19 protein-coding genes are annotated in these 21,247 nt (G+C 66.8%); 5 read left to right on the top strand and 14 right to left on the bottom strand.

Translation table 11 applies throughout. The features are described from left to right. Positions 1 to 455 precede the first annotated feature (455 nt). From L8F97_RS15560 to L8F97_RS15535, 6 genes are all read right to left on the bottom strand, one after another. Positions 456 to 2,108 (bottom strand): ATP-binding protein, encoded by a 1,653-nt coding sequence (locus L8F97_RS15560; RefSeq protein ID WP_242152159.1) that lies wholly within the window; start codon positions 2,106 to 2,108, stop codon positions 456 to 458. A 110-nt stretch (positions 2,109 to 2,218) separates the two neighbouring features. Then, the gene (locus L8F97_RS15555) at positions 2,219 to 2,944 is read right to left on the bottom strand and encodes a TIGR02186 family protein (RefSeq protein ID WP_242152343.1); all 726 of its coding nucleotides are present in this window, start codon (positions 2,942 to 2,944) and stop codon (positions 2,219 to 2,221) included. Positions 2,945 to 2,985: 41 nt separating this feature from the next. Next, positions 2,986 to 3,900 carry a sulfite exporter TauE/SafE family protein gene (locus L8F97_RS15550; protein WP_242152156.1) on the bottom strand — a complete coding sequence of 305 codons (915 nt, stop codon included), beginning with the start codon at positions 3,898 to 3,900 and terminating at the stop codon, positions 2,986 to 2,988. Between the two features lie 116 nt (positions 3,901 to 4,016). Further along, on the bottom strand, positions 4,017 to 5,051 hold the full coding sequence (locus tag L8F97_RS15545) for a hypothetical protein (RefSeq protein ID WP_242152153.1): 1,035 nt from the start codon (positions 5,049 to 5,051) through the stop codon (positions 4,017 to 4,019). After that, positions 5,048 to 6,451, bottom strand: a complete 1,404-nt coding sequence (locus L8F97_RS15540; RefSeq protein ID WP_242152149.1) for a glycosyl transferase family protein — start codon at positions 6,449 to 6,451, stop codon at positions 5,048 to 5,050. Before L8F97_RS15540 ends, L8F97_RS15545 begins: the two co-directional genes overlap by 4 nt. Before the next feature lie 626 nt (positions 6,452 to 7,077). Further along, positions 7,078 to 7,575 carry an outer membrane protein assembly factor BamE gene (locus tag L8F97_RS15535; protein ID WP_242152146.1) on the bottom strand — a complete coding sequence of 166 codons (498 nt, stop codon included), beginning with the start codon at positions 7,573 to 7,575 and terminating at the stop codon, positions 7,078 to 7,080. Between the two features lie 155 nt (positions 7,576 to 7,730). Here L8F97_RS15535 and L8F97_RS15530 point away from each other — a divergent pair, with 155 nt between their 5' ends. Both L8F97_RS15530 and L8F97_RS15525 read left to right on the top strand, forming a co-directional pair. Further along, positions 7,731 to 8,219: a ubiquinol-cytochrome C chaperone family protein gene (locus L8F97_RS15530; RefSeq protein ID WP_242152143.1), complete on the top strand. Its 489-nt coding sequence runs from the start codon at positions 7,731 to 7,733 to the stop codon at positions 8,217 to 8,219. Beyond that, positions 8,216 to 8,749 carry a YceD family protein gene (locus L8F97_RS15525; protein WP_242152140.1) on the top strand — a complete coding sequence of 178 codons (534 nt, stop codon included), beginning with the start codon at positions 8,216 to 8,218 and terminating at the stop codon, positions 8,747 to 8,749. Before L8F97_RS15530 ends, L8F97_RS15525 begins: the two co-directional genes overlap by 4 nt. 50 nt (positions 8,750 to 8,799) lie before the next feature. Here L8F97_RS15525 and L8F97_RS15520 read toward each other — a convergent pair whose 3' ends face one another. The 3 genes from L8F97_RS15520 to L8F97_RS15510 all read right to left on the bottom strand — a co-directional run bounded on the left by L8F97_RS15520 (position 8,800) and on the right by L8F97_RS15510 (position 12,668). Continuing rightward, positions 8,800 to 9,339 (bottom strand): SixA phosphatase family protein, encoded by a 540-nt coding sequence (locus L8F97_RS15520; RefSeq protein ID WP_242152137.1) that lies wholly within the window; start codon positions 9,337 to 9,339, stop codon positions 8,800 to 8,802. A gap of 15 nt (positions 9,340 to 9,354) precedes the next feature. Then, the gene (locus L8F97_RS15515; protein ID WP_242152135.1) at positions 9,355 to 12,066 is read right to left on the bottom strand and encodes an ATP-dependent DNA helicase; all 2,712 of its coding nucleotides are present in this window, start codon (positions 12,064 to 12,066) and stop codon (positions 9,355 to 9,357) included. A gap of 389 nt (positions 12,067 to 12,455) precedes the next feature. Then, complete coding sequence (locus L8F97_RS15510) at positions 12,456 to 12,668, bottom strand: hypothetical protein (RefSeq protein WP_242152132.1); 213 nt, start codon at positions 12,666 to 12,668, stop codon at positions 12,456 to 12,458. 204 nt (positions 12,669 to 12,872) lie between these two features. On the opposite strand from L8F97_RS15510, the gene L8F97_RS15505 reads away from it, so the two are divergent. Then, the gene (locus L8F97_RS15505) at positions 12,873 to 14,462 is read left to right on the top strand and encodes a lysine--tRNA ligase (protein ID WP_242152130.1); all 1,590 of its coding nucleotides are present in this window, start codon (positions 12,873 to 12,875) and stop codon (positions 14,460 to 14,462) included. Positions 14,463 to 14,510: 48 nt separating this feature from the next. Beyond that, on the top strand, positions 14,511 to 15,173 hold the full coding sequence (locus L8F97_RS15500) for a hypothetical protein (protein WP_242152127.1): 663 nt from the start codon (positions 14,511 to 14,513) through the stop codon (positions 15,171 to 15,173). A gap of 7 nt (positions 15,174 to 15,180) precedes the next feature. Here L8F97_RS15500 and L8F97_RS15495 read toward each other — a convergent pair whose 3' ends face one another. From L8F97_RS15495 to crtY, 4 genes are read right to left on the bottom strand one after another with little or no spacing between them, the layout of a single operon-like run. Then, a complete protein-coding gene (locus L8F97_RS15495; RefSeq protein ID WP_242152124.1) occupies positions 15,181 to 16,131 on the bottom strand; it encodes a phytoene/squalene synthase family protein in 951 nt (316 codons plus the stop codon). 3 nt (positions 16,132 to 16,134) lie between these two features. Further along, complete coding sequence (locus L8F97_RS15490) at positions 16,135 to 16,716, bottom strand: TIGR00730 family Rossman fold protein (protein ID WP_242152340.1); 582 nt, start codon at positions 16,714 to 16,716, stop codon at positions 16,135 to 16,137. Beyond that, positions 16,716 to 18,206: a phytoene desaturase gene (locus L8F97_RS15485; protein ID WP_409929053.1), complete on the bottom strand. Its 1,491-nt coding sequence runs from the start codon at positions 18,204 to 18,206 to the stop codon at positions 16,716 to 16,718. Before L8F97_RS15485 ends, L8F97_RS15490 begins: the two co-directional genes overlap by 1 nt. Next, positions 18,206 to 19,378 carry a lycopene beta-cyclase CrtY gene (crtY, locus tag L8F97_RS15480; protein ID WP_242152118.1) on the bottom strand — a complete coding sequence of 391 codons (1,173 nt, stop codon included), beginning with the start codon at positions 19,376 to 19,378 and terminating at the stop codon, positions 18,206 to 18,208. The genes L8F97_RS15485 and crtY overlap by 1 nt, the downstream gene beginning before the upstream one ends. Before the next feature lie 34 nt (positions 19,379 to 19,412). Here crtY and L8F97_RS15475 point away from each other — a divergent pair, with 34 nt between their 5' ends. After that, on the top strand, positions 19,413 to 20,225 hold the full coding sequence (locus L8F97_RS15475; protein WP_409929052.1) for a sterol desaturase family protein: 813 nt from the start codon (positions 19,413 to 19,415) through the stop codon (positions 20,223 to 20,225). Positions 20,226 to 20,467: 242 nt separating this feature from the next. Here the strand turns inward: L8F97_RS15475 and L8F97_RS15470 are convergent, their stop codons facing one another. Next, a complete protein-coding gene (locus tag L8F97_RS15470) occupies positions 20,468 to 21,199 on the bottom strand; it encodes a class I SAM-dependent methyltransferase (RefSeq protein ID WP_242152112.1) in 732 nt (243 codons plus the stop codon). Between the last annotated feature and the right edge of the window lie 48 nt (positions 21,200 to 21,247).

The following is a 21,247-nucleotide window of genomic DNA, read 5'->3' as shown; positions in this document are numbered from 1 at the left end:
TTTAGGAACACCGCCGACGTGCTTTGATGGCCTGTTACTATTGGAAGCATCCGCGTGGTTGAAGCTCTTCTCCGCATGCCGCTACGGTTCTGGCTTCGCGTCGGCACCATATTTTCCGTGGTTTGGTTAGTTATTGCCACCTTGCTGCGTTGGTCATCGCTATCGCGCGAGCATGTGGGAATATACCTCCGCAACCTTGGGTCGTGCCATTTACATGTCGCTAATTCCGGTAGCGCCTGCGTCAAATTTGCAGAGCATCAATTTGAGGTCAGCGGTAAATCTGTCTTGCCGTTAGCGATCGGAGCAAGCGTTTTTCAGCTAGCGCTGATTTGGGCTCTCGGTGCTGTAATCATAGGCGGCTCAAGATGGGCAAGCCGAGCAGCAATCCGATGATGGTGGCTTTGGATCGCTTCCTAGCTTCCTGATGCAAAACTTTTAAGTTTTGCATCAAGACGCTACCGCCCCTGCGCCCGCCACCGCCTGATCGTGCGGGCAATGATCTCGTCCTCGCCGCCGACTTCCGTCCACGATTCGGAGAACAGCGGGTCTTCGGATGCCGGCCGCTTCGCCTCCTCCAGCCCGTCGAACGCGACGCGGATTGGGATGGCGACACCCTCGCCGCAGATGATGCACTCGCGGTTGCGCAAAGCCGGGATCGAATCGAGGAAGCCGCGTGCGCCCTCCGGCATGGCGGCGCGGACGAACGCCTGATCGCGATCATTGTTGAGCCGCATCGAGATGATCGTGCCGCATTGCGACAGCACGCCTTCCGCCAGATCGGACGGGCGCTGCGTGATGAGCCCGAGCGACACGCCGTATTTGCGGCCTTCCTTCGCGATTCGGCTGAGGATCTTGCCGACCGATGAGGCGTCGCCGTTTCGATCGTTGGGGATGTAGCGGTGCGCTTCCTCGCAGACGAGCAGGATCGGGCGCTGCGGTTCGTTACGCGACCAGATCGCGAAATCGAACACCATCCGACTCAGCACCGCCACCACTACAGAGGTGATTTCGGACGGCACGCCCGACACGTCGATGATCGAGATCGGCTTGCCGCCGCCGGGCAGGCGAAAGATGCGTTCGATGAACGCGGCCATCGTGTCCGCCACCAGCAGCCCGGAGAACATGAAACCATAGCGAGGATCGCTCTTGATCTCCTCGATCTTGGTTTTCAGCCGCATGTACGGCGCGGTGTCGCCCGCCCGGTCGAGCTTGCCCATTTCCGCCTGGATAAAGTTGAGCAGATCGCTGAGCAGATACGGAATCGGCGCATCCACCGTCAGTTTGGCGATCTCCTGCCCCAGCCGGCTCTTGGCGCGTGCGAGCAGCAGGCATTTGGCCAAAATGTCGGCATCCATCTGCCGCGACGATCCGGTCGAGGTCAGGAACACCTCGCAATGTTCCGCGAAATTCATCAGCCAGTACGGCATCTGGAGATTGGACACGTCGAAGATCGCGCCGTTCGACCGAAACGCAGCGGCATACTCGCCGTGCGGATCAATCATCAGGATATGCCCCTGCGGCGCGAGATCGCAGATGCGGTGCAGGATCAGGGCGGCGGTGGTCGACTTGCCGGTGCCGGTCGATCCCAACAGCGCGAAATGCTTACCGAGCATCGCATCGACATACAGCGCGGCGCGCACGTCGCGCGTGGGATATACCGTACCGATCTCGATATGGGCGCGATCCTCGGTGGCGTAGATCTGCTTGAGATCTGCCGTGGCGGCCGGGTAGACGTAGCAGCCCGGCGTCGGATAGCGCGTCACGCCACGCCGGAAGCGGCTTAGCACGCCGGTGCCGGGATGTTCGTCGCCTTCACCAAGGAAATCGACCACCGCCGCGATCCGATCGCCGCCATCGGTGAGTTTCAGCGAACGCACACTCGCGACCAGCCAGATACCGCCGACGCGCATCTTGATCGGGCTGCCGACAGAACCGGCCGCCGCGACGATCGGATCGGGATGACCCCCGATCGCCGTCAGGCAATCGGGATCGAGCATCACCTGGCTGCTCGATCCGGCAATCTCCATCACCATGCCGATCGGGTCGCGCACGGCCGCGAGCGAATCGGCGGATGTGACGAAGGCGTCGGCGCCCGGCATCTCGGTCATTGCGTCTGTTGGTCCCACCCTGTTGATTGGACGACCCTTACGGATGAGTCGTAAAGATCGGGTTTGGCGCGCTTGCCCGATCTTCGGTGCGGGGTGAAGGCAGCGCGCGGCTAGAACCGCCGCGCCACCATGCCCGCGCCCCAGCCGAACGCGACCGACAGCGCCACCGCGACGAGCCCGTACAACAATGCATGCCGCTCGGCCGAGCGGGCGACGAATCGCTCGAAGCCAGACTTGCGAATCTCGATCTCGCGCGTCGCCACCGCAAGCACCCGGCCATCGCGGACGAGAAACGTCTCCGCGGTAAAGCGCCCGACCGGCACGCGCGCGGGGATCGTCACCACCGCGCGGTACAGCACGCCATCGGTGATCTCGACCTTGCCCGGCGCCTGTACGTACAGGCCGGTCCGCCGTTTGAGATCGACCAGACCGCGCGCGAAGCGAGTCTGCTCGGCGCTGGCCGCGCTGGAGGCGGCCGAGAGTTGCAGGCTGTCGAGGCCGAGTTCGTAGATCGCCCGCGTCCGATCGTCGAGCAGTCGCGCGATCGGCCGCGACGAGGCGATCGCGTAGAAGCTCGGCGCGGAGCGGTAGCGCTGGCGCGCGGCGTTGACCCAGATCAGCCCGCCCAGCTTCTCCTTCTCGCGCATCAGGATCGATTGCGTCGGGCCTTTCACCACCACGACGATGTCGGTGGGCTTGTCGTCATCGGGCAGGCGTCCGCCGGGGTAGAGGATCGCGCCGAACAGCAGCAGGTCCGCGCCGGTGAAGCTGTAGACGATCTCGACCTGCCGTTGCGCCACGTCGGGGACCAGCACGGGCTTGTTCGCGGTCGCCATCAGCAAGGGCGCAAGCAACAGCAGTGCCGACGCTAAAACCCTCACGACACTTCGACCGAATAGATTTCCGCCGGTCGCCACCCCAGCCCGATCGCGATCCACACCGCCAGCGCCAGCACCACCACCGCGAGGCCGAGCCGAAGATATTCCGGTTTGGCCTTGGCGGCGAAACGCGCGCCGACCTGCGCGCCCGCCACCGAGCCGAGCAGCAGCAGCGCCGCCAGCACGATATCGACCGCCTTGGTGGTGGTGGCGTGCACCATCGTTGCCATCGCGGTGGTGAACAGCGTCTGGAACAGCGAGGTGCCGACCACCACCTGCGTGGTCATGCCGAGCAGATACAGCATCGCCGGCACCAGAATGAAGCCGCCGCCGACACCGAGCAGGATCGTCAGGATGCCGACGAAGAAGCCCAGCAACAGCGGCGCCAGCGGCGAGATATACAGGCCCGAGCGGTAGAAGCGCGTGCGGAACGGCAGCGCCGCGACCAGCGGGTGATGCCGCCGTTTGCGCGCACGCGGCGCCCGCGCCCCGCGCGCGACGCGGATCGCACCGATCGATTCGCGCGCCATCATCGTTCCGATGAAGCCGAGCAGCAGCACGTAGACGATCGCGATCACCGTATCGATCTGCCCGGTCGCCTGCAGCAGCCGGAACACCTGCCCGCCCGCAAGCGACCCGAGCAGCCCGCCCGCGACCAGCACGCCGCCCATCTTGGTATCCACGCCCCCCCGTCGGAAATGCGCGAACACGCCCGACACGCTCGCGCCGGTTACCTGGCTGGCCGCGGACGCGGCAGCGACGGTGGGCGGAATGCCGTAGACGATCAGCAACGGCGTGGTCAGGAACCCCCCGCCGACGCCGAGCAGGCCCGACAGCAACCCGACCCCGCCGCCGAGCAGCACGATCACCAGCGCGTTCACCGACAGGTTCGCGATCGGCAGGTAGATGTCCATTGCCGATGGGCGATACCCGGTTGCGCGGGTCGGGGCAAAGCTCGGTTGACGGGGAGCGGCGGAAAAATGCGCTGGCCGCCCACGACCTCCCGAAAGGCGCATAGTGCACGCCTGCTCTAGAAATCCGCCCCTAGCGTCAGCGCCACGCCCGAGCCCGGCCGCGCCTGCCCGGCTACCCGTTCACGCCAGTCGAGCGAGAGCCGCGCCTGTCGCCCGGCGATCGGCAGCGTGGCCGAAACCGAGGGACCTATGTCGAGCCGCTCGGCCCCGCGCTGCGCACCACCCCACAGGCCCGCGCCGAGATCGAGCGGGATCGCGCCGAGCGTCATCACCCGGTGCGAAACACGCGCCGCGCCATCGACGAACCCTTCGGTGCGCTCGCGGTGGATCGCGCCCGCCTGCGCATAGGTTTCCAGCCGGAAACCGCCGCCGATCGGCAGCGGACCGAAGCCGCCGACCAGCGTCACCGCCGGGCCGCCCTTGCCGGCGTTCAGCGCCACGCGCTGTTCTGCGACGATGCGCACCGGCAGTCGCGTCGGCTGCCATTCCAGCCCCACCGCCGCCTCGCGCAGGCCGGAACCGAGCGGGCTGGTGACACGCGCCATCGCTGCGATGCGGTGCTTGCGAGCCAGCAGATAGGCCAGCCGCAGACCCGCCTGCGATCCGCCGAGCTGCCCGCCGAGCGGTGCGCTCGTCACGCCGCCACCGCCGCGCGCCACCAGCCAGAAACTGCCAGACCAGCGGGACGGCACGGCCGTACCTGGGGCAAGCGGCGGCGGCGCCGGCCGGGGCAGACCGGCGAGCAGTTGCGGTGCGGCAGGCTCGGGCGCGGCATCGTCGGGCGGCCCGAACTGAGCGAAGCCAAGCAACGCGAGCGCCAGCCGATCGGGATCCCGATGCCGCCCGCCGCGCACCGTCGCCGCGCGCGCAGAGGGCATCCACCAGGCCAGCGGTGCATGCGGCGTTGCCGTCATCATCGGCAGTTGCGCGAGCGGCGGCAGCACCGTTCGCACCGGCAGCCCCGGTACGAGCGCGCGGGCAAGGTCCGGCACGGTCGCGACGTGCGGCCACAACATCACCGCGCGCAAGCCGATCCAGCCCGCCAGCGACATGCCAAGGAAGCGGAGCGGACGCCCTGGCCCGCTGATCACGTCTCCAGCGCCGAGGCTTCGGGAAACACGTGCGCGGTCTTGTCCCAGTGCAGATCCGCACCGCGCAACAGTCGCGCATAGTGCCAGACCGCGCGACGAACCGCGACCAGTGCGATGAAATTGCCGACCAGCGCGCGCGGGAGCGACCACAGCCCTTCGATCCAGCCATAATCCCGGGTGGTGAACGCCACCCGCATCATCATGCGCCAGATGAGCAGCGCCGCATTCACCTCCAGCAATCGCGCGGTCGTGCCGCTGATGCGCGGCCGCGGCGTGGCGGCGATCCAATGCGCCACGGCAGACCCGGCCGAGACAACCAGCGCGATGTAGGCCACTGCAAGGATCAGCACCGCAAATGGCGCGCGGCGATCACGCATGCGCATCCAGTGTTCCGCCAGATCATGTACCGGCGCCCAGCCGATCCGGTCCCACCCGGCAAGCGCGATGCCGGTCATCCAGCGCGCCTTCTGACGGACCGACGTTGCGACCGTGGACGGGAAATAGGCGCGCACCGCCACCAGCGGTCCGCCCGCCCGCTCTCGTACGCGGGCGATCACGCTGTCCGCGCCGAGCCGGCTGAGCGTCAGGCCCAGTTCGTAATCTTCGGTGATGCTGCCGGAATCGAACGGCTTGCCTTCGCTTGCCTGCGACAACGTCTCCAAAGTCTCCCGCAGGATACAACAGCCGACACCAGCAAGCGGGATGCCGGCACCAAGGGCCTGCCGCACGAGCAGGTTCTTGGCGTGCGCCTCCGCGAACTCATCCGCATAATGGCCCGAAACGAGCCGGGCGCGTCGATCGATCAGCGGCAGCACCGGCAACTGGACGACCGAATAGCGGTCGAGCAACGCATCATAAATCCGCAATTCCTGCGGGTGCACCACGTCTTCGGCGTCATGCTGCACGATCGCGGCCGCTTGCCTGGATCCCGCGGCCTCATCTCGCTTCAGCGCATGCCACAGCGTGTTGAGGCAATCCGCCTTGGTGGTCGGCCCGTTATTTTCGCCGATCACCAACCGCACGCGCGCGTCTCTTTCCGCAACGGCGGCGACTGCGTCGATTGTCGCGCGATCATTAGGGTAGGTGCCGACGTAAAGCCGATAATCGACACTTTCATAGCGAGCGAGCGTGGTGCGCAGCATCGCGCCGATCACCGGCGCTTCGTCCCAGGCAGGTACGAACACCGCGAAGCAGCGCGGTGTTGCCTTGATCGGATAATCCGCAACAAAGCCATCGCCGATGTCGACCCGCCGCAGTCGGCGCCGCGCCCAGACGGCGAGGAACACCCCATCGATGGCAAGATCATCGAGTCCGCCGATCAGAAATCCGATCGCAGCAAACAGCATGCTTTCCCGCGACACCGCGTCCACCGCCGCGATGACGATACCCCCTGCCCCCAAAGCGCTTCGCCCCCGAATTCGCAATCTTTCGTTCGTCGCCACGGTGTGTCGCACAACGCGCTTGATAATCAAGCTCAACAAACCAGCGCTGGACGCAGATCAACCGCCGACGATCGTCTCGCCGTTTCAGCCGGGACGAAATTAGTGCAGCGGCCGGGCCGTTTTACACTGATGGTGCCGGCGAGCGGCAATACGAAGCGGATGAGAAGCAAAGGTTGCTGTCGTGCCCGACGTTGGTGCGCCTGCGGAGTCTGCGTCGCCAGGAATTATCGCCTTTGGCGCGTCGTTTCGTCTGCACGCGGTCGTTCAAATGCTGTTTATCGTTCGGCGCACAAAAAGCCGGAGAACCATTCTGGGTCAGGCGCGTTCACGCCGGAGTCCCTTTCCCCCCTTTCGGGACTAGTGCCCAGTAGCTTTGTACCGGCACCGGCCGCGCACCCTCCCCCACCCGTGCGCGGCCGATCCGGCATCGACGGCGCAGCGCGCCACACGCATCCATCAAGATGACGGTCGCATACGTACAGCAGACGTGACGGGCGGGCCGAGGTGTCTTCCGCCGAACGCACCTTTACCTTGCCGAATGCGGCATAGCGATGCGCTTAGCCCTGCGTAGCGGATACGACGCGTTACGGCTTGTCGCGGCCGGTGTTGCTCGGCTGACTGCTGCCACCGCCGCCGATCGCGCCGACCGTGCCGATGTTGCCGAACAACTGCTGGAAGAAGCTGGTCTTGCGGCCAAGCGTCGGCGTGGTCTTCTTCATCGGCGAGATCGAGGCGATCTGTTCCTTGCCGGTGCGGTCGATTCCCGTAACAGTGCCCTTCGCGTCGAAGCTGATGCGGAGCGTGGTCTGTGATTTCACGTGCGGGTTGTTGTAGGCGAAGTTGCGCGCATCCCGCGAGATGTAATACCAGTCGCCTTGCTGCTGGAACCCGGCGGCGAAGGTCGGCGTGCCCAGCACGGACAATACCGACTTGCGGGTGTCGACGCCGGGCTGCACCGAATTGACCAGATCGGCATCGATTACGTAGCCCTGATGCGTGCGCAACTGCGTGCAACCGCTGGCGCCAAATGCCGCGAGGACCAAAGCGGGCGCCAGGAACCGTCGCGCCGAAATCACCGTCATCATTATCTCCTCGGCACGCAGCCAGTTGCCGAACCCGCTACCGCAACGAAAAACCGCGCATTGCATCGTGCCGCGATCGCCTCAATATGCCGAGCTTGATGGCCAAACAAGGGCCGCGCTTGCGGGAGTCGACGCACTTGAACTGGATCGGCCGAATGTTCGGGGCGCAGGATACCGAGGCGCTGCCGCTGTATAGCGCGATCGTGGCACGTGGCCGCGCGCCGCACTGGTACCTCGACGGCGCGGTGCCCGATACGGTGGACGGCCGGTTCGACATGATCGCGAGCCTGCTCGCCTTCGTGCTGCTGCGGCTGGAGGACGATCCCGCCGGCGCCGAGACGGTTGCGCGCGTGACGGAGCGGTTCGTCGACGACATGGACGGGCAGCTGCGCCAGATCGGCATCGGTGACATCATCGTCGGCAAGCATATCAGCAAGATGATGAGCATGCTCGGCGGGCGGATCGGCGCGTATCGCGAGGGGCTGGCCGCAGGCGGCCTCGACGCCGCGCTGGTGCGCAACGTCTATCGCGGCACCGCCCCGTCACCCGCCGCGCTGACCCACGTCGCGGCAGCGCTCCACGACTTTCGCGACGCGCTCACGCGCACCCCCACGGCCACGATCATCGCCGGAGATTTGCCATGACAGCCCCTGAATTTTCGCGCCCCGAGCGGATCGACACAATCGGAGCGGGTGAGCGCAGCGTGACGATCACCGCGGACGCCGCCGAACGTGCCGCGCTCGCCGCGCGGTTCGGGCTGGTCTCGATCGTCCGGCTCGACGCAACGTTGGCAGTGCGGCAAGAGGCGGCGGGTATCGCGGTGCGCGGTCGTGTCGGCGCGGACGTGGTGCAGGCCTGCACCGTGACCGACGAACCGATCCCGGTCACTGTGGACGAGCCGGTCGCGCTGCTGTTCGTGGCCGAAGGCTTTGCGGGCGAGGACGAGGAAATCGAACTGGACGAAGGCTCGCTCGACACCATCCCTTATGAAGGCGGTGCGATCGATCTCGGCGAAGCGGCGGCCGAGACGATGGCGCTTGCGCTCGATCCGTTCCCGCGCAGCGCGAACGCGGCGGCGGTGCTGCGCGACGCGGGCGTACTGACCGAGGAGGAGGCGAAGCCGAAAGGCGCGCTCGCCGGGCTTGGCGATCTGCTGGGCAAGAAGCCGAGCTGAGCTTCCCGCCTGCACTCCGGCAGGCAGGGCCCAGCTCGGAGCGCGCGGGATCAGTCCTGGTCCGGCCCCAGCGTCCGGTCGAGATCGCGCGGCCGTACGAACAATGCCAGCGCACCGCCGCCGGTCGTCACGCCGCTCCAGTCGTCCACCGCGAACGTCATTCGCGCGACACTCGCAGTGGGGTACTTCAGCTCGACCGCGCTGCGCAGATCGCCCGTGCCGCCCGGCACCAGCATCAGCACCAGGTCCTCAAGCCCCGGATTGTGCCCGACCAGCAGCACGTCGGCCGCCGTATCGGGCAGCGCCTGGATAAGATCGAGCAGCGTTTCCGCCGAGGCGAGATACAGCCGGCGGTCCCACCCGATGCCCAGCGCCCGGCCATAACCGCGTTCGATCTCGTCGAGCGTCTCCATCACCCGCACCGCAGGCGAGGCGACGACATGATCGAACGACAGGCGGAGATCACGCAGGTGCCGCCCGACCATCGCGGCCGCGCGCTTGCCCTTGCCGTTGAGCGGCCGATCGAAATCGCGGGCGACGGGATCGTCCCAGCCCGATTTGGCATGGCGGAGCAGGGTAAGCGTTTTCAACTCGGGCCTTCTCCGTCAGGCGTCCTCGACCGCCTCTTGCCCCGATTCGACCACGGAAGGAAGCCGTCTTACGCGCGCGATCGCTTCATCGAGCGTGACGCGCGCTACCGGAACGCCGGGCGGGAAGGCTGACAGCAGCCGCGACGGCATCGCCGAGGATAGCAATACGAACGCACCGCGATCGTCAGCGCGGCGGATCAGCCGGCCGAACGCCTGTGCAAGCCGCGCCCGCACGATGCGGTCGTCATAGGCGGAACCGCCGCCCGCGAGTCGGCGCGCGGCATGGAGCACGCTCGGCTTCGGCCAGGGCACGCCCTCCATCACCACCAGCCGCAGCGAACGCCCCGGCACGTCCACCCCGTCCCGCAACGCATCGGTGCCGAGCAAGGAGGCGGAGAGATCGTCGCGGAAGATATCGACCAGCGTGCCGGTGTCGATCGGATCGACATGCTGCGCGTAGAGCGGCAGCCCTTCGCGGGCGAGCCGGTCGGCGATGCGGGCGTGAACTGCACGCAGCCGGCGAATCGCGGTGAACAGCCCGAGCATCCCACCGCCGCTCGCCAGCGCTAGTCGCGCATAGGCGTTGGCGAGGCCGCCGAGATCGCCGCGCTTGACGTCGGTGACGATCAGCACTTGCGCGTGGTTGGCGTAATCGAACGGGCTTTGCGCAGAGAAGCGGGAGCCGGGGCGAATCAGATGCTGCGCACCGCTGCGCGCCTCTGCCACGTCCCACCCCTCGTTCGCGTCGGCGCCCCCGCCGCGCAGCGTGGCCGACGTGACGAGCGCACCGTGCGCAGGCCGCAGCACCACCTCGGCGAAGGGCTTGGAAGGGTCGAGCCAGTGGCGCAGCAGGCCGATATCGTAATCGCGCCCCTCGATGCGGTTGACGATCAGCCAGTCGACGAACTGCTCCGCCGCCGGGCCGCCGACGCGGGCGAGCAGCGCCAGCCACGATGCCACCGTCTCCGCTCGCCAGCCGAGCGAGGCGATCGCGCCCTCGATCCGCGCGCGCGCGGGCGCATCCATCCAGTCAGGCGCATCCGCCAGCACCGCCTCCAGCCGCCGGCCGAGCGCGACCAGCGGCCGCACCAACGCATCGAGCGCATGCGCCGCCTGCCCCGCCGCCTCGACCAACGCCGCGTCAGGTTCGACCAGTTCGGTTTCGAGACCATACCCCGCATCACCATCCGTCTCGGCGCGCGCATAGGTCAGCCCGCGCACGGCGGCGAGAAGATGCTCTACGGGTCCGAACGGCGCGCCCTCCGCCAGCCGTTGTAACCAGCCGTCGGCGGCGAGCGCGCCCGCCGCCTTGACCGCATCGGCGATGGCGAGCGCCCCCGCCTCGTCATCGCTCGCCACGTCGGACAGCCGCGCCGCCAGCCCACGCCGCCGCCCGCGCCCGCCCGATTCGGGGCCGAGCAGCCAGCGGCGTAGCTCGATTGTTTCCTGACCGGTCAGCGCGGTCGAGAACATCATGTCGGCGGCATCGAACAGGTGATGCCCCTCGTCGAACACATAGCGGGTCGGCCGCGTGTTGAGTTCGCGCCCGCGCACCGCATTGACCATCACCAACGCATGGTTGGCGATGACGATATCCGCCTCGACACTGGCGCGCGCGGCGCGCTCGATGAAGCATTTGCGGTAGTGCGGGCAGCCGGCATAAACGCACTCGCCGCGCCGGTCGGTCAGTGCGGTGTGACCGGCGCGGCGGAACAAGGTCGTCAGCCAGCCGGGCAGATCGCCGCCGACCATGTCGCCATCCGCGCTATACGCCGCCCAGCGCGCGACCAGTTGCGCGAGGATGGCGGCGCGCCCGGCGAACCCGCCCTGCAAGGCATCCTCCAGGTTGAGCAGGCAAAGGTAGTTCTCGCGGCCCTTGCGTGTCACCACCTTGAGCCGCCGCTCGGCCGGATCGGGGAACAGCCGCGTGGTCTCGGCGGCCAACTGGCGTTGCAGCGCCTTGGTATAGGTCGACACCCACACCGCCCCGCCCGCCTTCTCCGCCCACAGCGACGCGGGCGCGAGATAGCCGAGCGTCTTGCCGATGCCCGTCCCTGCCTCCGCCAGCACGAGATTGGGCGCGTCGCGGACCATACGCGGCGCGAACGCCTCAGTCGCGGCCTGTGCGAAGGCGCGCTGGCCGACGCGTTCCTCGGCGGCGCTGCCGGTGAGATGGGCGAGCCGCGCGGCGGTTTCCTCCACGCCGAGCGTGACGGTGCGCGGCGCGGGACGCGGTGCGCTTTCCGACCATTCGGGAAGCTTGGTGAACAGCCAGCGCTCCGCCGTCGCCGGGCGGTGCAGCCGCGCCGCCAGGATCGGCGCCCACGGCCAGCGCAATCGGCCGAGGTTCTGCGTCGCGCTCCACGCGCCTTCGCGCTCGGGCCAGTCGCCCTCGGTCACATCGAGCAACGCCGAGGCGGCACGCCGCAGGAACGCGGCGACGTCGCCGTCGCTCGCCGGCGCGTCGAGTCCGGCCGCCCGCGCGAGCCCCTTGGGCGTCGGCACCATGAAGCGCGCCGGGAACAGCAACGCGAACAGTTCGAGCACGTCGAGACCCGACAATTCCGCATAGCCAAGCCGCTGCGCCACCAGCGGCGCGTTGAGCAGGATCACCGGCGTGTCGGCGGCGATGCGGATCGCCTCGCCCCGCCCGATCGGCCGCGTGCCATCCGCATCGGCGATCCAGATGCCGCCGTGGCTGGCGTGGAGGGCGGGATGCGGCAGCACAAGTCAGAAATAACGGTTCGGAACAGAATGGCAACCGCTGCCGGTCAACGTCGCGGCATCATCCCGCCAGCGCCACGCGCAACTGCCGCACCAGCGATGGCGCGCTGAGATGCGACAGCACGCTGTCGTGGCGTTCCCGCACCAGCGTGCGGCGAATATCGTCGACGCTGCGGCAACCACCGCCGCGCGCGAGTTCGAACGCGCGCGACCGTACCCTTCTCGGGTGCCGAGCCGCTCACGCCTTGATATCCGTCTTGACCGCGTTCTTGGACGAGGGCTCGGCGAGCGGCTTCTTGACCGTCTCCTTCTTGGGCTTGCGGACCTCGCGGTTGCTCTTCTTCTGGCCTTTGGCCATCGTGTTTCTCCGATAAGGTTAGCGGGCTGAGGTGTCAGACCTGCGCCCATTTCGCGCGGACCACCGGCGCGGTGATGATCTTGGTGCGATAGGCGGTGCGGATGATCTCGGCATCGGCGCCGGTGTTCAGCACGACGCGCGTGCCACCGGACACCAAAGATTCGATCGCGCTGATCGTCACGCCGCGCTTCGCGCACATCGCGACGACATCCTCGCGCGGGGCGTCGATCTGGACTGCGCGCGACATCAACGCGCCTCACGGAACGAAAGGGTGTGAAGCTGGATCATGAATCGGGTCCCCGGCTGGTAAGCGGGAGCACGAGTCTCTCAGCCGCCGGCGCTTACACGAGAAGCGGTGCCGACGATGGCACGTCCCTAACACATCCGCGTGACATAACGAAACGCACGCCGGGGTGACGCGCGCGCGCGATCGCGCTAGTCCGCTCGCACCATGACAGACGACATCCGCGCCGCCGCCCTCGAATCCAAAGCCTGGCCCTACGAGGAAGCACGCAAACTGCTCAAGCGCTATCCGAACGGCAAGCCGGACGGTGCGGCCATCATCTTCGAAACCGGCTACGGCCCATCGGGGCTGCCGCACATCGGCACGTTCAACGAAGTGCTGCGCACGACGATGGTGCGCAACGCCTTTCACGCGCTGTCGGACCAGCCAACCCGCCTGATCGCGTTCAGCGACGATATGGACGGCCTGCGCAAGGTGCCGGACAATGTGCCCAACAAGGCGATGCTCGCCGAACATCTCGGCAAGCCGTTGTCGCGCATCCCCGATCCGTTCGGCACGCACGACAGCTTCGCCGCGCACAACAACGCGCGGCTGCGCGCCTTTCTCGACGATTACGGCTTTCAATACGAGTTCGCCTCCTCGACCGACTATTATGCCGACGGCCGCTTCGACGACGCGCTGAAGGGCGCGCTGCGCCACTATCAGGCGATCCTGGACGTGATGCTGCCGACATTGGGCGCGGATCGCCGCGCGACCTATTCGCCGGTGCTGCCGGTCAGCCCCAAGTCGGGCATCGTGTTGCAGGTGCCGGTCGAGGTGATCGATGCCGACGGCGGTCTGATCGCCTTCACCGACGCGGACGGCGAACGCATCACCCAGACCGTCCTCGGCGGCCATGCCAAGCTGCAATGGAAGGTCGATTGGGCGATGCGCTGGGTCGCGCTCGGCGTCGATTATGAGATGGCGGGCAAGGATCTGATCGATTCGGTCACGCAGTCCTCCAAGATCTGCCGCGTGCTTGGCGGCCGCCCGCCCGAGGGGTTCAACTACGAGATGTTCCTCGATGAAAAGGGCGAGAAGATCTCCAAGTCGAAGGGCAATGGCCTGTCGATCGAACAATGGCTGACCTATGGCTCGCCCGAAAGCCTCGCCTTCTTCGCGTATCGCGAGCCGAAGAAGGCCAAGTCGCTGCACATGGGCGTGATCCCGCGCGCGGTGGACGAATACTGGCAGTTCTGCGGCAACTATGCCGGGCAGACCGTGAAGGAACGGCTCGGCAATCCGGTGCATCACATTCACGACGGCAAGCTGCCGGAGGGTGCGTTGCCGGTGACGTTCGGGCTGCTGCTCAACCTCGTCAGCGTGATGGGCGAGGCCACGAGCGAGCAGGTGTGGGGGTACCTCGCCAATTACGTGCCGGATGCGACGCCCGAGGTATATCCAGAACTCGACCGGATGATCGGCTACGCGATCGCCTATGGCCGCGATTTCGTCGCGCCGACGCTGGTGAAACGCGCGCCCGATGCGGTGGAGCGGGCCGCGCTCGAACGGCTCGATCACGAATTGGCGGCACTGCCGGCGGATGGCGATGCCGAGGCGATCCAGAACATCGTCTACGAGATCGGCAAGACGCAGTTTGCCGGCGTCGGCGGTTTCGCGACGCTGCGCGACTGGTTCAAGGCGTTGTACGAGACGTTGCTCGGCTCAAGCCAGGGCCCGCGCATGGGCAGTTTCATCGCGCTGTACGGCATCGCAAACTCGCGCAGGCTGATCGCCGAGGCGCTGGCACGCGACTAATCGCGTGCCGTTGCGTTAAGAGCCCGCCCACCCCAACGGAGCTATAGTATGGACACCACGACGAGCGCCCAGCACAGCACCGCCTCGATCGATCTGATGGGGCCGATCACCATGGTCCACATCGTGCTGATGATCGTGCTCGCTGCGGCTGCGATCCTCATCATCTGGTGGGGCAGCGTGCTGCGCCGCCGCCGCCGCCAGGCCGACCGACAGGTCGCCGAGAATCGCGAGATCGCCGAGGAGGCGGGCGCGACCGCCCCGCCTGCTGTCGAAGCGCCGTTGGGCAGCGACGTTCCCGCCACCTCCCCGGTCCGCCGCGACGCGGAACCGATCACACCACCTGCGCCGCCACCACATGCCGAGAGCATTTCCGAGCCTGCCGCCGCCGCTGTGCCGCCGGCCCCGCCCGCTGCGGAACCCACGGTCGAACCGGTCTCTGTCGTGACCCCGGTCGCTGCTCCGGCGGCGTCCAGCGCATCGGAACTGACGCAGTTGAAAGGTCTCGGCCCCAAGCTTGCCAGCACGCTTGCCGAACTCGGCTACACCCGCGTCGACCAGATCGCCGATCTCAGCCCCGCGGAAGCGGAAGCGCTCGACGCGCGGCTTGGCGCGTTCCAAGGCCGCATGGCGCGTGATCGGTGGATCGAACAGGCGCGGCTGCTCACCGCAGGCGATCGTAGCGGCTACGAAGCCGCGTTCGGAAGGCTCTGAGCGCGCATTAGCGTGGCCGTTGCCACAGCGTAGCCGGGCGCTCCGTCGGCGGATACCGCACCGCCCTGGTCCGCGCCTCCGCCAGCCCACGCAGGATGAAGCGCACCTTCTCCCCCGTCGAGGTGGTGACGCGGTGGTCCCACGCATGCTCGCCACGCTCCGCCACCTTTTGCCCGATCGCGCCATAGATCGCCGCCGCCGACAGCACTGCCCAGGCAGAGCGGAACGGCAGTACGGGCGCGCCGTGGCGCGCACTCTCCTCAAACGCGGCGGCGCGATCGGCGAGACGGCGCGACAACACGGCTAAACGCTTGCGAAACGGCGGTTTCATGTGCTGGCCGGGCGGGAAGTCCATCTCCACCAGCCATTCGACCGGCAGGTAACAGCGCCCACCGCGATCATCCTCCTCTATGTCGCGCGCGATGTTGGCGAGTTGGAATGCCATGCCGAGATCGCACGCGCGGTCGAGCGTCGCGTCATCGTCTGGCGAGACGCCCATCACCACCGCCATCATGCAGCCGACCACGCCCGCGACATGGTAGCAGTACCGGTACAGATCGCCCTCGCTACGCGGTCGCCAATCCTCCGCATCGAGCGCGAAACCGGCGATCAGATCCCGCGCGAAACGGTGCGGCATGTTCGTTTCGGCGGCGACGATCCGCAGTGCGTCAAATGGCGGATCGCCGACCACCTTCCCCGCCAGCGCAGTTTCGGTCTTGGCGGTAATCTCCGCCAGCCGCGCCTGCGGGTCCGTAACGCGGGTCAGGTCGCCGCCATGGTCCTGTCCGTCGGCGATATCGTCGCAGGCGCGACACCAGGCATAGAGCAGCCATGCCCGCTCGCGCGTCTCACGATCGAACAGCCGGCTGGCGGCGGCAAAGCTCTTCGATCCAAGCGCAATCGAGCGCTGCGCGGCGGCAACCGTCGCGCTACGGCTGGCTACGGCGCCGGATCGCACCCGTTACAGGTCCGACTTGCGCATCTTGGTGATGGTCTCGACCGGCTCATGCGCCGCCATCTTGGCGAGCAACCCGTCGAGCGTGTCGTCGACGATCAGGATATTCTGATGCTGCGGACGCAGGAAACCGACCTCGCCCATCTTCGCGACGAAGGCGATGAGGTGATCGTAATAACCCGCCACATTGAGCAACCCGACCGGCTTGGCGTGATAGCCGATCTGCGCCCAGCTCAGAGCTTCCCACAATTCGTCCATCGTGCCGGTGCCGCCGGGCAGGTTGATGAAACCGTCCGACAAATCGGTGAACGCCTGCTTGCGTTGGTGCATCGTCTCGACGACGTGCAGCTCCGTGCAGCCTTTGTGTGCAACTTCAGCATTCACCAGCGCGGTCGGGATGATGCCGATCACCTCGCCACCCGCCGCTAGCGCGCCATCGGCGACCGCACCCATCAGGCCAAGGCGACCGCCACCGTACACCACGCCGATGCCACGCTCCGCCAGCGTGCGCCCGACCGCGCGCGCCGATTCGATATAGACGGGATCCGCCGGCGAGGCCGATCCGCAATATACCGCCAGCCGCTTCATCACCGCAGTTCCTCCAGCATCAACGCCGCCGTCGCCTTGGCGCTTCCCACCACGCCGGGGATGCCCGCGCCGGGATGCGTGCCGGCACCGACGAAGTACAGGTTCGGGATCTGGTCGTCACGGTTGTGGACGCGGAACCACGCGCTCTGCGTGAGGATCGGTTCCAGCGAAAACGCACTGCCGAGATGCGCGTTGAGATCCTGCGCGAAATCATTCGGCGTGTAGCTGAACTTGGTGACGATCCGCTCGTGAATGTCCGGGATCAGCCGCCGCCCGATCTCGTCGAGGATGCGCTTCTCGAGGATCGGCGCGATCTCCGCCCAATCGACCGGGAACTTGCCCATGTGCGGCACCGGCGCGAGCGCGTAGAAGGTAGAATGCCCCTCCGGCGCCATGCTCGGATCGGTCACGGTTGGGTGGTGGAGGTACAGCGAGAAGTCCTCCGGCAGCACGCCGTGATCGTAGATGTCGGCGAGCAGCCCCTTATAGCGCGGTCCGAACAGGATCATGTGGTGCGGGATGCCCGGCCACGTGCCCTTGATGCCGAAATGCACGACGAACAGCGACGGCGAATAGCGCTTGCGGTCGAGCCGCTTCTTGGTGCGTTGCGCGCTGCGCGAGGTTTTGAGCAGATCGCGGTAGACGTGCATCACGTCACCGTTGCAGGCAATCATGTCCGCCTGCGCCGACCAGCCACTGGCGGTGGTGACGCCGGTGGCGCGGTCTCCCACCGTCTCAATGCTGGTAGCGGCATCGTTCAGCCGCAGCACGCCGCCCAGCCGCTCGAAATGCGTCACCATCCCGGCGATCAGCCGATTGGTACCGCCTTGTGCGAACCATACACCGCCGTCGCGTTCCAGCTTGTGGATCAACGCGTAGATCGCGCTGGTCGTCATCGGGTTGCCGCCGACCAACAGCGTGTGAAACGACAGCGCCTGACGGAGATGCTCGTCCTTCACGAACGACGAAACCACCGAATAGACCGAACGCCACGCCTGATAACGCGCCAGCGCGGGCGCCGCCTTGATCATCGACGCGAAATCCAGGAACGCCTTGGCGCCGAGCTTTACATACCCTTCCTCGTACACGCCGGCGGCATAATCGAGGAATTTGCGGTAGCCGGCGACATCGTCCGGATTAAGCTTGGCAATCTCGGCGGTGAGCGCGGGGTCGTCGTTGGAATAATCGAAGCTGACGCCGTCCGCCCAGTTGAGCCGGTAGAACGGGGTGACCGGCACCAGCGACACGTCCTCGGCCATGTCGCGGCCGCTCAGTGCCCATAGCTCGCTGAGGCACGCCGGATCGGTAATAACGGTCGGGCCGGCGTCGAAGGTGAAGCCGTCGCGCTCCCAGACGTACGCGCGGCCGCCGGCCTTGTCGCGCGCCTCGACGATGGTCGTGTCGATGCCCGCCGATTGCAGGCGGATGCCGAGCGCCAGCCCGCCGAAGCCGGCGCCGACCACGATCGCGGAGCGTGTCACCGGCGGCATCAACGCGCACCCCCGCCAAAGCCGGCGAGCGCGGCGACAGCGCGCGTGATCGGCACCGGCGGCTTGCCGGAAAGGATACGGATCTTGTCCGGCATCGTCGTGTTTCCTGCGTAGAAGCGCCCGATCAGGCCCGGATCGAGACGGTAGAAGCGTTCGAGGACGCGGTAACGTTCCGCCGGCTCGGCGGCACGAAACAACATCCGTGCGAGAATACGATAGAAGCCCCGCGCACGCCACAGCTGACGTGCGTGATCCAAGGTAAGATCATGCAGCGCCGCACCCGACAGATCGCCCGTCCCAGCCACCAGTGTCGCGAGCCGCACCGCATCGGGCAGCGAGTAACCGGTCATCGGGTGGAACAGCCCGGCGCGCATACCGGCTTTCGCAACGCCAGCGCCGCCGCTCTTCCAATAGCTCTCGAAATCGCCGTCCATCGCCACCGGCAGCACGCCCGCCTCCTCGCGCAGCAGCCGCTCCGGCGCCCATCCGCGGAGCGCGGCATAGGCGTGGATGCGCGCGCCCAGCCCGGGCCCGTCGAGGTCAGGCGTGTCGCTATAATAGGTGTCCTCGATGAACATCCGTGTCGCCATGAATGGCAGACAATAGACGAAGCGATACCCCTCCGCCTGCGATACGGTGGCATCCATGACGGTTGGCCGGTCGATCCCGTGGGGATCGGCAAGGTCATATTCGTGGCCGACAAACTTCTGCCAGCCGAGATCGAGCTGGCCCAGATCAGCCGGGCCGCGCGCATCGATCACACCCTTGGCGGCGATCCGGTCACCGCCCGCCAGCATCACGCCGTCGCGCGCGACCGCCAGGACACGCTGCCCGGTCATCAGCGCGGCCGGTGCGAGCCGCTGGCGGATGCGCTGGTCGAGCCGTTCCGATTCGATCGAGTAATAATGTTGGTCGATGGTGCGTGCGTGACCAGGGAAAACAACGTCATACCCAGCCCAGCCGTAACTGACGAGCGGCGCGATCAGCCAGCGATTCTCCGGCGCGACATCGGCGGCGAAGAACGACCAGACGTGGTTGCCGCCGAAGCGATCGCTCTCCTCCACAAGGCGCAGATCGAGATCGGGGCGGCGCTGGTGAATCGCGAGCGCGAGCAGACCGCCTGCGAGGCCGCCGCCGACGATCGCAAGGTCGCAGTGGTGGACTTCGGCCATCGCCTGCCCCTAGCGGATTCACGCAACAGTGCAAATGCCGCGCCAAGCGTGTACGGGTGTTCTCGTGACAACACTGCTCGCCATCTCCCTGTCCGCACTCGCCATGTCGGTGATCGTGGGACTGCGGTACCTGCTGGTCAGCGGCGCGTTCGCCGCCGCGACGCGGGCGCGCCATCCCGGATTGTACGCGGGGCTGAACACGCAGATCCGCCGCGAAATCGGCTGGAGCCTTGCTGCGGCCGTGATCTACGGTGTGCCCGCCGGGGTGGTCGCCTGGGGTTGGCGCGATCGCGGCTGGACGCGCATATACGGCGACCTGCACGCTTTCCCGCTATGGTATCTGCCGGTGTCGGTGCTGCTGTACATGTTCGCGCACGACACCTGGTTTTACTGGTCGCATCGCTGGATGCACCAGCCGAAATGGTTTCGCCGCGTCCATGCCGTTCACCATGCCAGCCGGCCGCCGACGGCGTGGGCGGCGATGGCGTTCTCGGTGTCCGAATCGCTGAGTGGCGCACTGGTGGTGCCGTTGCTGGTGTTCGTGATCCCGATCCACCCGATCGGACTCGGCATCGTCCTGACCGTGATGACGGTGATGGGCGTCACCAATCACATGGGGTGGGAGATGTTCCCGCCGGTGCTGTGGCGTGGTCCGGTCGGGCGCTGGATCATCACCGCGAGCCATCACCAGCGGCATCATGAGCATTACAAGGGTAATTACGGCCTGTATTTCCGGGTCTGGGACCGGCTGTGCGGCACCGATCTCGGCCTCGGCACCTTCGCACGCGATCATGCGCGCGCGGCGGCCCGCACTGGGAATGCTGCCGGCGGCAACGCCCGGCAATGAACTATCGCTCGACGTCGCGATCATCCACCCGGGAAATGGCGACAGGAAGCTCGATACGACCGTGGGCGTCGTGAAGCGGAAACAGGCATTATCTGCTGTAACCGCACGCGCGCTGGCCGATCGACACAGTTCGCGCGGAACTTCACGCAGACGCCCTCGTCCGTAATCGCGGGGTTACCTTTCGAGGGACGGCGGCGTTTTCCTGGCCGCCGTCCAGGCCGTCAGCGCCCGCGCATGCGGCGTCACGGGCGTCGGAATTTGTAGACGAACTGATCGGTTTTGCCACGGATCGCGGGGTCGAACACCTTCAGCGTGTGATCGTCAGCGGGATTGGCGAGCGCCTTCGATTCGCCGACGAACGTGAAGCCCGCGTTGGTCACCTCGCGCTTGACGACAGCGGGGTCGATCCGGTGCAGCGTTTCGGTATCCGCTAGGCCGGAGCCTGCCGGCGCGGCATGATCGACCACGACGTAGATGCCACCGGGCTTCAGTGCCTTGAACACCGCCGCGTTGAACGCGCCGAGTGCCGCTTCGCCGCCGCCGTTGTTGGCGAGATCGTGATAGTTCTGGACCGTCCAGACGAGATCGACCGGCTTGGTGACGGTGATGATCGCCGGATCGACAGCCACGGTGACGTTGGCGAGGTTCTTCGCCTGAAGCGCCGCCACACCCTTCGCCCCGTAAGCGGCGGCAGCCTTCGGCCATACCGCATAGACGTGGCCGCTCGAGCCGACCACGCCGGTGAAAATCCGCGTCCAATAGCCGCCGCCCGGCAGCACGTCGACGACCTGCTGGCCGGGCTTCACCCCTGCGAACGCCAGCAGCTCCGCTGGTTTGCGGTGTGCATCATCCGGCTGCTGATCGGCACGCGCGGGATCGGCGAGCGCCTTCTGGATCGCGGGCGATACCACTGGTGCAGCAAGGATCGCCCCCGGTACGAACGCGGCGACGGCGGCGAGAGCAAGGTAACGCATCGGCTGATCCTCTTATGGTTCGTCGCACTGTATCGAGCCTGCGCGACT

The organism is Sphingomonas sp. BAUL-RG-20F-R05-02, from assembly GCF_022662305.1.
GTDB lineage: Bacteria > Pseudomonadota > Alphaproteobacteria > Sphingomonadales > Sphingomonadaceae > Sphingomonas.
The sequence above is the reverse complement of the archived record's forward strand: the minus strand, read 5'-3'. Positions and strand labels throughout refer to the sequence as shown.

Coding starts and splice junctions, on each gene's coding strand:
- L8F97_RS15560 (WP_242152159.1), bottom strand. CDS start 2,108: ATGACCGAGATGCCGGGCGCCGACGCCTTCGTCACATCCGCCGATTCG.
- L8F97_RS15555 (WP_242152343.1), bottom strand. CDS start 2,944: ATGGCGACCGCGAACAAGCCCGTGCTGGTCCCCGACGTGGCGCAACGG.
- L8F97_RS15550 (WP_242152156.1), bottom strand. CDS start 3,900: ATGGACATCTACCTGCCGATCGCGAACCTGTCGGTGAACGCGCTGGTG.
- L8F97_RS15535 (WP_242152146.1), bottom strand. CDS start 7,575: ATGACGGTGATTTCGGCGCGACGGTTCCTGGCGCCCGCTTTGGTCCTC.
- L8F97_RS15530 (WP_242152143.1), top strand. CDS start 7,731: ATGTTCGGGGCGCAGGATACCGAGGCGCTGCCGCTGTATAGCGCGATC.
- L8F97_RS15525 (WP_242152140.1), top strand. CDS start 8,216: ATGACAGCCCCTGAATTTTCGCGCCCCGAGCGGATCGACACAATCGGA.
- L8F97_RS15510 (WP_242152132.1), bottom strand. CDS start 12,668: ATGTCGCGCGCAGTCCAGATCGACGCCCCGCGCGAGGATGTCGTCGCG.
- L8F97_RS15505 (WP_242152130.1), top strand. CDS start 12,873: ATGACAGACGACATCCGCGCCGCCGCCCTCGAATCCAAAGCCTGGCCC.
- L8F97_RS15500 (WP_242152127.1), top strand. CDS start 14,511: ATGGACACCACGACGAGCGCCCAGCACAGCACCGCCTCGATCGATCTG.
- L8F97_RS15490 (WP_242152340.1), bottom strand. CDS start 16,716: ATGAAGCGGCTGGCGGTATATTGCGGATCGGCCTCGCCGGCGGATCCC.
- L8F97_RS15485 (WP_409929053.1), bottom strand. CDS start 18,206: ATGCCGCCGGTGACACGCTCCGCGATCGTGGTCGGCGCCGGCTTCGGC.
- crtY (WP_242152118.1), bottom strand. CDS start 19,378: ATGGCCGAAGTCCACCACTGCGACCTTGCGATCGTCGGCGGCGGCCTC.
- L8F97_RS15475 (WP_409929052.1), top strand. CDS start 19,413: ATGCCGCGCCAAGCGTGTACGGGTGTTCTCGTGACAACACTGCTCGCC.
- L8F97_RS15470 (WP_242152112.1), bottom strand. CDS start 21,199: ATGCGTTACCTTGCTCTCGCCGCCGTCGCCGCGTTCGTACCGGGGGCG.